Source organism: Orrella dioscoreae (assembly GCF_900089455.2).
In the GTDB taxonomy this organism is placed as follows: Bacteria; Pseudomonadota; Gammaproteobacteria; order Burkholderiales; family Burkholderiaceae_B; genus Orrella; species Orrella dioscoreae.
On record NZ_LT907988.1, the window covers coordinates 3,770,666 to 3,783,964 of the forward strand.

The window sequence follows — 13,299 nt, forward strand, 5'->3', positions numbered from 1 at the left end:
CCGCTCGCTGACGCCGGACAAGCCATTGAAAACAAAAAGGAAAACCTACCGTTCCCGGATCAGCGTCATCGAGAAACGATAGCGATCCGCGGGGTGATACGAGGTGGAGGCCAGCACCAACACCCCTGCCTGATCCCGGTAATGGCGCAGGATGAAGAGGCCTGGCGACTCCGCTGGCACCTCGAGCACGCGTGCGATCTCGGCAGGCACCGGCGCGGCGGAAATGGTCTGCTCCACCGTGGCGATACGGCGACCGAAGTGGCTTTCGATCAGGTCCGACACCAGGCGGTCGGGATGCGCCTGCACCAGCTTCTTCACTTTGCTGTAGTGGGCGTCCACGTACAGATCCGTCCAGCCCGCCGGTGGCTTGCCGGCTTCGCCCCGCGTGGAACTGATGCGCAGCCAGCGCGTGCCGGGCGGACATCCCAACTCGGCAGCCTGATCGATATCCAGCACCACTTCCTGCATCTTCTGCACGCTGCGCGGCGTGCGGGCGGCCAACTGCACCAGGTCTTCCAGCGAGGACAAGGATTGGCTGTAGCCGGAGCGAGGACGTTGCGCCTCGACCACGGTGCCGCTGCCGCGCCGGCGGGAAATCAGGCCCAGGTCCTGCAACTGGCGCAACGCCGAACGCACCGTGTGGCGGCTGGCGGAGAACGCATCGACCAGCTCGTGTTCGGTGGGCAGCGCCGACCCTACCGGGTAATCGCCATTCGCAATGCGGCGGGCGAGTTCCTCGGCGATCTGGCTGTAGAGCGAAATGGACGGCATCGGCGTATCGGGGCGTGGACAAGAAGGTGGCACGCCATTCTATCTGCCACCCGCGCCGAGCCATCCAGCGACCGCGCAACACCCGATTGACGATTGAAAAATGCATGCTTAATATGTACGTACAAATTATCAAGAGCGTACATTTAACATGCCCATTTCCGTACTCGAATCCGCTTTGTTCAAGGACATGTTCGGCACGGCCGCCATGCGTGCCGTGTTCGATGACCGCGCCACCGTGCGCCGCTACGTGGAGACCGAAGTCGCGCTGGCGCGCGTGCAGGGCCGCCTGGGTGTCATCCCGGCCGCCGCCGCCCAGGCCATCGCCGCCCGCGCCGATGCCGAGGCCATCGACCTGGCCCGACTGGCCCACGAGACCGAGATCGTCGGCTACCCCATCCTGCCGCTGGTGCACCAGTTGGCCCCGCAATGCGGGCCGGAAGGCGAGTACCTGCACTGGGGCGCCACCACCCAGGACATCATGGACACCGCCACGGTGCTGCAGGTGCGCGAGGCGCTGGCAATCATCGAGGCCGACCTGGCCGCCCTGGACGAGATCCTGGACGGCCTGGCCGAGCGCTATCGCGACAGTCCGATGGCAGGCCGCACGCATCTGCAACATGCCTTGCCCATCACCTTCGGCTACAAGGCGGCCGTGTGGCTGCTGATGGTGCGCCGTCACCGCGAACGCCTGGCCCAGCTGAAGCCCCGGGTGCTGATCGGGCAATTTGGCGGCGCGGCCGGCACGCTGGCCTCGCTGGGCGACGAGGGCCTGGCCGTGCACGCGGCGCTGATGAAGGAACTGGGCCTGGCGGAAGCGCCCGTCACCTGGCACGTGGCGCGTGACGGCCTGGCCGAGACGGTGCAGTTCCTCGCGCTCATCACCGGCACGCTGGGCAAGATCGCCGTGGACGTGATGCTGATGATGACCAACGAACTGGCCGAGGCCTTCGAGCCGTTCGTGAAGGGCCGCGGCGCCTCCAGCACCATGCCGCAGAAGCGCAACCCCATTTCCTGCGAACTGATGTGGGCGGCGTCCAAGACCGTGCGCCAGCACGCTGGCCTGGCGCTGGACGCCATGCTGCAGGACTTCGAACGCGCCACCGGTCCCTGGCACCTGGAGTGGTCGTGCATCCCCGAATCGTTCGTGCTGACCGCCGGCGCACTGAACCAGGCGCGCTTCATGCTGGCCGGCCTGGAAGTCGACACCGCGCGCATGCGCCGCAACCTCGATCTTTCCGGCGGCCTCATCGTCGCCGAGGCCGTGATGATGGGCCTCGCCCCGCACATCGGCCGCCAGACCGCGCACGACGTGGTCTATGACGCCTGCCGCCAGGCCGCCACCCACGGCCTGCCGCTGGCAGACGTGCTGCACGCCGACCCGGCCGTTTCCAGCAAGCTCGACCGCCAGGCCATCGACCGCCTGTGCGATCCGGGCAACTACCTGGGCGCCGCCCCCCACATGGTGGATCGCCTGCGCCAGCAGGCACACGGCTGACCCGCCCTGCCCCAATCCAGACAACACAAACACAACGGAGAAGACAAATGAAGCAATGGATCGCTGGCGCCCTGGCGCTGGCCGCAATGGCCGCGACTCCCTCGCACGCGCAGGACTATCCCACCCGCGCCATCACCTGGATCGTGCCCTTCGCCGCGGGCGGCCCTACCGATGCCATGGCGCGCAACATCGCCAACCGCGTCTCGCAGGAACTCAAGCAGACCATCCTGGTGGAGAACGTCGGTGGCGCGGGCGGCACCATCGGCGCGGCCAAGGCGGCGCGCTCGTCGCCCGACGGCTACACCTTCCTGGTCGGCCACATCGGCTACATGGCCGCGGCGCCCTCGCTCTATGCCAAGCTGCCCTATGACCCGGTGAAGGACTTCAAGGCCGTGTTCCGCTTCCCCGACACGCCGCTGGTGCTGCTGGTGGGCGCGAATTCGCCGCACACGTCGGTGGAGGAATTCATCGACTTCGGCCGCAAGAACCCCGGCAAGCTGAACTTCAGCAACGCTGGCGTGGGATCGACCTCGCACCTGGTGGCCGCCATGTTCGCCAGCCGCGCCAAGATGGAGGTCACGCCCATCGCCTACAAGGGCGCGGGGCCCGCCCTGAACGACCTGATGGGCGGCCAGGTGGATGCCATGTTCGACCAGACCAACACTGCCCTGCCCCAGACCCAGGGCGGCAAGGTGCGCGCGCTGGCGCTGACCTCGGCGGCGCCCATGCCGCAGTTCCCCAACGTGCCCACCGCCGGCGAGAAGGCCCTGCCGGGCTTCCAGGTCTCGACCTGGTATGGCCTGTATGCGCCGAAGGACGTGCCCGACAACGTCGTGCGCGTCATGCATGAAGCGTATTCGCGCGCGCTGAAGGACGCCGACTTCACCGGCAAGATGACCGCGCAGGGCATCCTGGTGCTGCCCCCCGACCAGGTCGACCCGCAAGCCTTCCAGGCCTTCACCGCCTCGGAAGTCACGAAGTGGGCCGAGGTGATCAAGCAGGCCGGCATCACGCTGCAGTAAGCGGGAGCGTGCGCATGACCGCCATCCAGGCCGAGCATATCGTCGACGGCATCGCCCGCGCACTGCAGGCGGTCAGCCACACGCATCCGCCGGATTTCGTGCGCGCGCTGGCCGCCGCGCACGCGCGCGAGACCGGCACGGCGGCGCGCCACGCCATGCTGCAGTTGCTGGTGAACAGCAAGCTGGCGCACCGGGCCAAACGGCCCGTGTGCCAGGATACCGGCGTGGTGCACGTGTATTTCACGCTGGGCATGGACGCGCGCATCACCGCAGCCGGCCTGGCGGCCACGCCCAGCCTGCAGGCGCTGGCCGACGAGGCGGTGGCGCGCGCGTATCTTTGCCCCAGCAATCCCCTGCGCGCCTCCATGGTGCGCGACCCGCTGGGCGAGCGCGCCAACACGGGCGACAACACCCCGGCCGTCGTGCACATCGACATGGTCGAGGGCTGTACGCTGGACGTGCTGGTCGTCGCCAAGGGCGGCGGCGGCGACGTGAAGGCGCGCTACGGCATGCTCAACGCCAGCGACTCCGTCGCCGACTGGGTGCTGGCCCAACTGCCCGGCATGGGCGCGGGCTGGTGTCCGCCCGGCGTGCTGGGCGTGGGCGTGGGCGGCAGCCCCGAACAGGCGCTGCACCTGGCCAAGCGCGCGCTCTTCTCGCCCATCGACATCGACGCCCTGCGCGCGCGCGGCGCCGCCAACGCCGCGGAGCGCCTGCGGCTGACGCTGATGGACCGCATCAATGGGCTGGGCATCGGCGCGCAAGGCCTGGGCGGCGACACGACGGTGCTGGACGTGAAGGTGGCCACCGCGCCCTCGCACGCCGCGCTGCTGCCCGTGGCCCTGATGCCCAACTGCGCCGCCACGCGCTACACCGCCTTCACGCTGGACGGCAGCGGGCCTGCCGCATTGGAAGTCCCGGACGAGCGCGTGTGGGACGGCATCCCCGACGCGCTCCCCGGCCAGGACGGCCTGGCGGTGGACCTGGACACCCTGCGCCGGGAAGAGGCCGCGCGATGGCGCGCCGGCGACCTGCTGCGCCTGTCCGGCACGCTGTACACGGCACGCGACGCCGCGCACAAACGACTGGTGGACAGGCTGGCGCGCGGGGAGCCGCTGCCGGTGGACCTGAATGGGCGCGCGCTGTACTACGTCGGCCCGGTGGACCCGATCGAAGGCGAAGCAGTGGGCCCCGCAGGCCCGACCACGGCCACCCGCATGGACAAGTTCATGGAGACGGTGCTGGCGCAGACCGGCCTGCTGCTGACCATCGGCAAGGCGGAACGCGGCCCGGCAGCCATCGCCGCGATCAAGCGGCACGGCGCGCCATACCTGATGGCGACGGGCGGCGCGGCATACCTGGTGTCGCAGGCGATCAAGTCAGCCCGGGTCGTTGCCTTCGAGGACCTGGGCATGGAGGCGATCTACGCTTTCGACGTTGAAGACATGCCGGTGACGGTTGCCGTGGATGCGTCGGGACGGTCGGTGCATGAGGTGTTTCGGCTGGCTGTTGAGTGATTGCGCGGGTGTGGGGTGCTGCAGTGACTGTCATGCGTTGCTGGATTGGTGGCTTGTGCACTGCTGGGTTTTGACGGCTTGTGCACTGCTTCGTTGACGGGTTGTGCACCGCTTCGTTGACGGGTTGTGCACCGCTTCGTTGACGGGTTGTGCACCGCTTCGTTGACGGCCGCCGAGTGTGGTCGTGCCGTCGGTCGCCTGCCGCGTGGTGGGGCGCCCACAGCGCCCCGCCCCCCGCAGAAGGCGCCCGCCGTCCCGCCCACCCTCGACGTCCTGCGGTTGAGTGTTCTGGACCTTGGGTAGCTACCTGAGTCCTGCTCGCATTCTTGCCCTGCGCTCGCTGCCTGCCCGAAGATCTTGGCTTGCCGCTGACCGGAGGGCGCCCACAGCGCCCACCGGTCAGCATTCGAAAAAGCAATAGGGCAGCTTTTGGGAGAGTGGGGGCGAGAGGTGGAGGGGGGAGGCAGCGCGCTTCGGGCTACGGGCGCCGCTTGGCCGTGTTGCCTGCTTGGGGAGGCTGCTCCACCACCGACACGGAGCGGCCGAAGCCGCCAGGCTCGTCAGTAAGTCTCGACGCCTCTGCCCGCGCAAGACACCCGTCATTCAGTCACGCGGACGGAACAACGCCTCCAAGCAGACAACGCAGCCTGACGGGGGCCCCCGCCCGAAGTGCGATGCCCCCCACCTCCACTCCCCTTCCCCCCTCTCTCAAAAGCTGCCCCTTTTGCTTTGCCGAATGCTCAGCAATGGGCGCTGTGGGCGCCCATTGCTGAGCGGCAAGCCGAGATCTTCGGGCGGGCAGCGAGCAAGCGGCAAGAATGCGAGCAGGACCAAGGCGGCTGACTCCGGTACACACCACTCCACCGCAGGACGTCGAGGGTGGGCGGGACGGCGGGCGCCTTCTGCGGGGGGCGGGGCGCTGTGGGCGCCCCACCACGCGGCAGGCGGCCGACGGCACGACCACCCTCGGCGGCCGTCAACCTAGCGGTGCACAAACCGTCAACCCAGCGGTCCACCCCCACAAAAAAAGGAGCTGACCACGCAAACAACGCAGTCAGCTCCACAGAGGCAAGGCAGTCGCTCGAAAAATCTCAAGCACCACCCAGGCGGCAATCAAGAAAAAAAATCAAAATGGAAGAAGCACCCTCAGCAGCACCCGATCCGGCCTTTCCCGCCGTAGCGCGCATCCTGCCGGTTGCGGAAGAAGGCGTCGTAGGACAGCGGCTCCTGGTCCGGATGGTTCAGCCGCATGTGCTCGCAGTAGGTGTCGTAATCGGGCACCCCGACCATCAGCCGCAGCGTCTGCCCCAGGTAGCCGCCGACACGGCCGGCCTGGCGGGCGGCGCCGCTCAAGTTCAAACGCATCATCTGACGTCTCCGGGTCGATTCGGTTCCCGGGCGGCGTGAACCGCCCGGGTCTTGCCCTTAATGCGCGCCCTTGACCGCGACCGCGTCGGCGGGCAGCAGTTCAAACGGCGTTTCCTTCACCGTCGGTTGGCTGTTGCGGCGGGCCAGGATCACGGTGCGGGCGGCGAAGCTCACGATGCTGACCACCACCGCCATGAAGATCACGCACAGGCCGGCGTTCACGTAGTCGTTGAACACGATGCGGCTCATCTGCTCCAGCGACTTCGCGGGGGCCAGCACGGTGCCGTCGGCAATCGCCTGCTTGTAGCGAGCGGCGTGCGCCAGGAAGCTGACCTTGGGGTCCGGATGGAACAGCTTCTGCCAGCCCGCGGTCAGCGTGCAGATCAGCAGCCAGAGGGTCGGCACGACCGTCACCCACGCATAGCGGTCACGCTTCATCTTGAACAGCACCACGGTGCCCAGCGTCAGCGCGATGGCGGCCAGCATCTGGTTGGCGATGCCGAAGAGCGGCCACAGCGTGTTGATGCCGCCCAGCGGATCGACCACGCCCTGGTACAGGAAGTAGCCCCAGGCCGACACGCAGAGCGCGGTGGCGATCAGGTTGGCGGGCAGCGACTCGGTGCGGCGCAGCGCCGGCGAGAACGTGCCCAGCAGGTCCTGCAGCATGAAGCGGCCGGCGCGGGTGCCCGCGTCCACGGCGGTCAGGATGAAGAGCGCCTCGAACAGGATGGCGAAGTGATACCAGAAGGCCATCATGCCTTCGCCGCCGGTGAACTGGTGCAGGATGTAGGCCATGCCCACGGCCAGCGTCGGGGCGCCGCCGGCACGCGACAGGATGGTGCTCTCGCCCACGTCCGTGGCCATCTGCGTGAGCTGGTCAGGGGTGATCAGGAAGCCCCAGCTGGAAACCGTCTGCGCCACCTGCTCGGGCGTGGTGCCGATCAGGGCGGCCGGACTGTTCATGGCGTAGTAGATGCCGGGCTCGATCACGCAAGCGGCGACCAGGGCCATGATGGCGACGAAGGACTCCATCAGCATGCCGCCGTAGCCGATGTAGCGGGCCTGGGTTTCGTTCTCGATCAGCTTGGGCGTGGTGCCCGAGGAGATCAGCGCGTGGAAGCCCGAGACGGCGCCGCAGGCGATGGTGATGAAGAGGAAGGGGAACAGATTGCCCGACCACACCGGGCCCGAGCCATCGACGAATTTCGTGACCGCGGGCATCTTCAGGTCGGGCGCGACGAAGACGATGCCCAGGGCCAGGCCGACGATGGTGCCGATCTTCAGGAAGGTCGACAGGTAGTCGCGCGGCGCCAGCAGCAGCCACACGGGCAGCACGGCGGCAATGAAGCCATAGATGATCAGCACCCAGGTCAGGCCGCGGCCGTCCATGTCGAAGATGGGCGCCCAGGTGGCGCTGGCGGCCACGTCCTGGCCGAAGAGGATGGCGGCCATGAGGCCGATGAAGCCGATGATGGAGACCTCGCCGATGCGGCCCGGCCGGATGTAGCGCAGGTACACGCCCATGAAGAGCGCGATGGGCACGGTGGCGGCAACGGTGAAGAGACCCCAGGGCGAGTGCGTGAGCGCCTTGACGACGATCAGCGCGAGGACCGCCAGGATGATGACCATGATCATGAAGGCGCCGAACAGCGCGATCACGCCAGGCACCACGCCGAGCTCGGCCTTGATCAGGTCGCCCAGCGAACGGCCGTCGCGGCGCGTCGAGACGAACAGCACGATGAAGTCCTGGACGGCGCCGGCAAAGACCACGCCTGCCAGGATCCACAGCACGCCGGGCAGGTAGCCCATCTGCGCGGCCAGCACCGGGCCGACCAGCGGACCCGCGCCCGCGATGGCGGCGAAGTGGTGGCCGAACAGCACGTGCTTGTTGGTGGGCACGTAGTCCAGGCCGTCGTTGTGCTTCCAGGCTGGCGTCATGCGCGTGGCGTCCAGCTGCAGCACCGTATTGGCGATGTAGCGGCTGTAATAGCGATACGCGATCAGGTAGACGCAGACCGCCGCGACGACGATCCACAGGGCATTGATGGTTTCGCCCCGGGACAGGGCGACTGTCCCGAGCGCGAACGCGCCTATCAGGGCGACCCCGATCCAGACCAGGTGACGACCTAGCCAGCTTTGACTGCTTTGCATGACGGCTCCTCGCACGCTTTGTTGTTGTTTCTGCGCACCATGTCGGCGCACGCGGTAGTATTTCGACGCTACCGCAACGCAACAAGCGCGAAACCACGCGAGTTATCTACGCAGGACCACGTAGTGCAGTGCAACACGCCTACGTAGCTCAGGGTTTCCCCCAGGAGCACTGCACGCGCCCTGACGGCCCCTCTCATCGCCATGAAGCTCCGACTCAAGATCCTGCTGCTTGCCGTTGTCCCCCTGCTGCTTGCCCTCGCCTTCCTGGCCTATGCCGTCTATCACCACGGGACGACGCTGAGCCGCCAGGAAAAGCACGCGGTCGAGCAGGCCTGGCTGGACAGCAAGCAGGCCGAGCTGCGCCACTATGTGAAGCTGGCGCAGAGCGTGATCCAGCCGCTGGTGGGCGCGCAAGACAGCGCCGCCGCCCAGCGCGAGGCGTTGTCGCTGCTGTCCAAGATGGAGTTCGGCCGTGACGGCTACTTCTTCGTCTATGACCTGAACGGCCTGAGCCTCATGCATCCGCGCCAGCCCGAACTGGTGGGCCGCGACGTCAGCGTGATGCGCGACGCGCTTGGCCAACTGGTGCTGCAACCGCTGTTGGCCGCCGCGCGGCGCAGCGGCGCGCAAGGCGAACTGGTGCGTTATCTCTGGCACAAGCCCTCGGCGCAACGCGAAATGCAGAAGCTGGGTTACGTCGTCGCCGTGCCCGAGTGGAACTGGATGCTGGGCACCGGCATCTACCTGGACGACATCGAGACAACGCTGGCCGACCTGGATGCCGCCGCGCAAGGCAACATCCGCAACATGCTGGCCTGGGTGGCCGCCATCGCCTTCTTCGGCACGCTGGGCGTGGCCTTGTGCGGCCTGGCGCTGAACATCAGCGACCACAAGCAATCCGACGCCAAGCTGCGCCTGCTGGCACGGCAGGTGGTGCAATCGCAGGAAGAAGAGCGCGCGCGGCTGTCGCGCGAGTTGCACGATGGCGTGAGCCAATGGCTGATTTCCACCAAGCTGCTGCTGGAAGCGGCGCTGGCGCGCCTGCGCGGGCTGCCCGGCCAGGACGACCCTGCGCTGCAGAAGGTGGAACAGCCGCTCAGCGGCGCGCTGGACAGGCTGCATGCCACGGTCGGCGAAATCCGCCGCATCTCGCACAACCTGCGTCCCTCTTTGCTCGACGACCTGGGGCTGCCCGCGGCGCTCAGCCACCTGGCGCGCGAAGTCACGGACGCGACCGGCGAGCCGCCGGTGCTGCGTTCAGAGGTGGTGGTGCACGGCCAGGAAGTGAAGCTGCCCGATGCGCACAACACCGTGCTGTACCGCATTGCCCAGGAAGCCCTGACCAACGCGGTGCGCCACGCGCAGGCCAGCACCGTGCAACTTGCGCTGGACTATCTGCCGCGCCACGTGCAGCTTTCCATCCGCGACAATGGCCAGGGCTTCGACTACGAAGACGTCCAGCGCGCCCCCGAAGGCGGCATCGGCCTGCGCAACATGCGCGAACGCGTGGCGCCGCTGGGCGGCACGATGACGCTGGACTCGAGCCCCGCCGGCACGCGCATCGTCGCGCGCCTGCCCCTGCCCGCCTGATGCCCTCCTTCAAACCGACCTGCTTCGCCTCGACACCATGACCCTCGCCTTCCCGCAACCCGTCCGGCTGCTTCTCGTCGATGACCATCCGCTGGTGCGCGACGGCCTGCGCCTGCGCCTGGAGGCCGTGCCCACCCTGGAAGTGCTGGGCGAGGCGGACGATGGCCGCGCCGCGCTGGCCTGGCTGCAGGCCCGCGACGAGCGCGGCGATGCGCTGCCCGACCTGCTGCTGATGGACCTGAACATGCCCGGCATGGGCGGACTGGAACTGGCCGGCATCGTCCACGAGCGCTGGCCGCAGATCGCGATGATCGTGCTGTCGATGCACGACAACGTCGAATACACGATGCAGGCGATCCGCGCCGGCGCACGCGGCTATCTGCTGAAGGACGAACCCGCCGGGGAAATCCTGTCGGCCATCGAACACATCATGAACGGGCGCAACTATTTCAGCCCCGCCGTGGCGCTGCGCCTGTCGCAGGGCTCGCTGCCCACCGCGCTGCTGAGTCCGCGCGAACAGGACATCCTGCGCCACATCGCGCAGGGCAGCGCGAACAAGCAGATTGCCCAGGCGCTGCACCTGTCGGTGCGCACGGTGGAAACCCACCGCCAGAACATCAAGCGCAAGCTGGGCATCGAAGGACAGGCCGAACTGGTGAAGTTCGCGGTGGAGCACCGCGGCTTCTAAGGCGGCAGACGCGCCGCCCCAGGCGTCGGTTTTTCAGTTGGCCTGTATCTTCGCGTCCTGCGCGATCCTGCGCAGGCGCGGCAGCTCTTCGGCCACCCGCTCGCGATACTGCGCGGGCGTGCCGTACTCGGGCTCGTAGCCGTTGGCCAACAGGCTGTCCCGCACCGCCTTGTCCGCCATCATGCCGGCAATCGCCTGCTCCAGTTTCGCGCTGACCGGCGCCGGCAGGCCTGCCGGCGCCACGAAGGCGAACCAGGTGCTGAACTGCACCGAGGGATAGCCGCTTTCGGTGGCGGTGGGCACATCGGGCAGCATCTGCGAGCGCTGCGCGCTGGTCACCGCCAGCGCCTTGACCTTGCCAGCCGACACTTGCGGCGCGGCGGCCACCACGGTGTCCACGGTCAAGGGCACCTGGCCGCCGATCAGGTCCGTCATGGCTGGCGCACTACCGCGATACGGCACGTGCACGGGTTGGATGCCCAGGGCGGTGTTCAGCATCTCGCCCGCGAAATGCGAGGTGCTGCCGCTGCCGAAGGAGCCATAGGCCAGGTCGGCATGGCCGGCCGCCTCGGCCGCCAGTTCCTTCAAGGTGTTCGCCTTGATCCTGCCCGGGTTGGCAAGCAACACCAGCGGGGTGGAAGCGACGATGCCCAGCGGCTGGAAGGCCTTTTCATGGTCGTAGGGCAAGGAGGCGTACACCACCGGATTGACCGTATAGGTGGACGCCGCGCTCAGCAGCAGCGTGTAGCCGTCGGCAGGCGAACGCGCCACCAGGTCGGCGCCCAGCACCGTGCCCGCGCCCGGCTTGTTCTCGACCACGATGGTCTGGCCCAGGCGCTGCCCGAGCACGGGCGCAAGCAGGCGGGCCATCACGTCGGTGGAGCCGCCGGGCGTGAACGGCACGATCAGCCTCACGGGGCGATTGGGATAGTCCTGGGCCTGGGCGGCCAGGGCGGGGGCCATGCCCACGCAGGCCACCACGGCCATCCGGCAAAGCATTGCTACGCTGCGCATCGACTTCTCCTGAAACGTTGAGGAAATACCGGTACGCGCCGCGTCTGCCGCGCGGCGTCAGGACCGAAGGAAGAAAACGGAAAACCGCCTGGCCGCGCTACAGCCCCGGCCGCACGCGCGCCGCGGGGCACGCTTCTTCGAAGGCACGGGCGAACGCCAGCAGCTCGCGTTCGCGGCGATAGCGGCCGACGATCTGCAAGCCCACCGGCAGGCCGTCAGGCGTGAAGGCGCAAGGCACCGAGATGGCGGGGTGGCCCGTCATCGTCAGGCGCGAGCATGAGCGCATCCAGGCGATGTAGTTGGGCATGTCCACGTCCGCGATGCGGGTGGGATATTCGGACTCGACATCGAAGGGCACCACCTGCGAGACGGGCGCCACCAGGAAATCGTAGGTTTCCAGCAGCGTGCGCATGCGGGCATGCATGGCGGAGCGGATGCGCTCCGCGCGCGCCACGTCGGCGCCGGTCTGCGTCAGGCCCACATCGATGTTCCAGCGCACGGTTTCCTTCACCTGCGCCATCCGCGCGGGCTCCAGCGTGCCGAAGTTCGTTGCGAAGGCCAGCGCGCGCAGGATCTCGAACGCCTCGTCGGCCTCGGTGAAATCGGGCTCGGCCTCCTCCACGATGCAGCCCATGTCGCGCAGATACGCCACGCCCTCTCCCAGCGCGGCCAGCACCGCCGGCTCGACTGGCAGGCCGCCCAGGTCGCGGCTGACCGCGATGCGCAGGCCCTTGGGATCGCGCCGCGGCAGGCGCTCCGCATCCTGCGGGTCGGCCGGCAGCGCAAGGGGGTCGCCCGGATCGCTGCCCGCCAGCACGCCGAAGAGCAGCGCCACATCATCGACGCAACGGCCCATCGGGCCGCCCACCGTCACGCCATTCCATCCGTAGCTGGAAGGCGACATCGGCACGCGGGCCAGCGACGGCCGCAGGCCCACCACGTTGCAGAAGCTGGCCGGGTTGCGCAGCGAGCCGCCCATGTCCGAACCGTCGGCCAAGGCCACCATGCCCGCCGCCAGCGCGGCTGCCGCCCCGCCGCTGCTGCCGCCCGCCGAGACGTCCAGCCGGTAGGGATTGCGCGTGGGGCCGAAGAGGGTGTTGAAGGTGTGCGAGCCCGCGCCGAACTCCGGCATGTTGCTCTTGCCCAGCACGATGGCTCCTGCCGCGCGCTGGCGCGCCACCACGGCGCTGTCCTGGGTGGGCACGAAGTCACGGAAGGCTTCCGAGCCGAAGGTGGTGCGCACGCCGCGTACCAGATAGGAGTCCTTGTGCGCCACCGGCAAGCCGAACAACGGGCCCTGCCGCACACCGGCCTGGCGCTGCGCATCCGCGCGGCCGGCCTCTTCCAGCGCCTGGTCCAGGCAGGTGCTGACCAGCGCGTTCACGCGCGGGTTGACCGCCTGCACGCGTTGCACATAGGCCTCCATGAGCTCGCGCACACGGACCTCGCCACGTTCGATGGCGGCACGGGCCTGCACGGCGGTGAGCTGGGTGAGTGCATTCATGATCGGGGGGTGTCTCCTCGTCTGCGGGTGGCGCCATCGTCGCGGCGCATGGCTGCACGATACGCCGCGAGACGCGACAGGAGAATCCCTGCCCCGGCACGCACCGGCGCGCCGCGCGGCCCGCCGCGGCAGTCAGGCGGCACTTTGGTGGTGCCCGCGCGCCGGGGTTTTCCCTGTCC

At 68.3% G+C, this 13,299-nt stretch carries 10 protein-coding genes; 5 read left to right on the forward strand and 5 right to left on the reverse strand.

Going from position 1 to position 13,299, the window contains the following annotated elements:
- Positions 1-45: 45 nt before the first annotated feature.
- Entirely contained in the window at positions 46-771 is a 726-nt protein-coding gene (locus ODI_RS17475; RefSeq protein WP_067749936.1) for a GntR family transcriptional regulator, read from the reverse strand.
- 148 nt (positions 772-919) lie between these two features.
- On the opposite strand from ODI_RS17475, the gene ODI_RS17480 reads away from it, so the two are divergent.
- The 3 genes from ODI_RS17480 to ODI_RS17490 are packed head-to-tail and all read left to right on the forward strand — an operon-like array spanning position 920 to position 4,805.
- Positions 920-2,266, forward strand: coding sequence for a class-II fumarase/aspartase family protein (locus ODI_RS17480; RefSeq protein ID WP_067749934.1), 1,347 nt, complete (start codon positions 920-922; stop codon positions 2,264-2,266).
- A 47-nt stretch (positions 2,267-2,313) separates the two neighbouring features.
- A complete protein-coding gene (locus ODI_RS17485; RefSeq protein WP_067749933.1) occupies positions 2,314-3,288 on the forward strand; it encodes a Bug family tripartite tricarboxylate transporter substrate binding protein in 975 nt (324 codons plus the stop codon).
- 14 nt (positions 3,289-3,302) lie between these two features.
- Entirely contained in the window at positions 3,303-4,805 is a 1,503-nt protein-coding gene (locus tag ODI_RS17490) for a fumarate hydratase (protein ID WP_067749932.1), read from the forward strand.
- Positions 4,806-5,951: 1,146 nt separating this feature from the next.
- On the opposite strand, the gene ODI_RS17495 is transcribed toward ODI_RS17490, so the two are convergent.
- Positions 5,952-6,173, reverse strand: a complete 222-nt coding sequence (locus ODI_RS17495) for a YbdD/YjiX family protein (RefSeq protein ID WP_067748889.1) — start codon at positions 6,171-6,173, stop codon at positions 5,952-5,954.
- A 57-nt stretch (positions 6,174-6,230) separates the two neighbouring features.
- On the reverse strand, positions 6,231-8,324 hold the full coding sequence (locus tag ODI_RS17500; RefSeq protein ID WP_067748886.1) for a carbon starvation CstA family protein: 2,094 nt from the start codon (positions 8,322-8,324) through the stop codon (positions 6,231-6,233).
- A 201-nt stretch (positions 8,325-8,525) separates the two neighbouring features.
- Between ODI_RS17500 and ODI_RS17505 the strand changes: the two genes are divergently transcribed.
- Both ODI_RS17505 and ODI_RS17510 read left to right on the forward strand, forming a co-directional pair.
- Positions 8,526-9,914: a cache domain-containing protein gene (locus ODI_RS17505; protein WP_067748883.1), complete on the forward strand. Its 1,389-nt coding sequence runs from the start codon at positions 8,526-8,528 to the stop codon at positions 9,912-9,914.
- A 37-nt stretch (positions 9,915-9,951) separates the two neighbouring features.
- Entirely contained in the window at positions 9,952-10,602 is a 651-nt protein-coding gene (locus ODI_RS17510) for a response regulator (protein WP_067748880.1), read from the forward strand.
- Between the two features lie 33 nt (positions 10,603-10,635).
- On the opposite strand, the gene ODI_RS17515 is transcribed toward ODI_RS17510, so the two are convergent.
- A complete protein-coding gene (locus tag ODI_RS17515; protein ID WP_067748878.1) occupies positions 10,636-11,616 on the reverse strand; it encodes a Bug family tripartite tricarboxylate transporter substrate binding protein in 981 nt (326 codons plus the stop codon).
- Between the two features lie 97 nt (positions 11,617-11,713).
- A complete protein-coding gene (locus ODI_RS17520; protein WP_067748875.1) occupies positions 11,714-13,120 on the reverse strand; it encodes an amidase in 1,407 nt (468 codons plus the stop codon).
- Between the last annotated feature and the right edge of the window lie 179 nt (positions 13,121-13,299).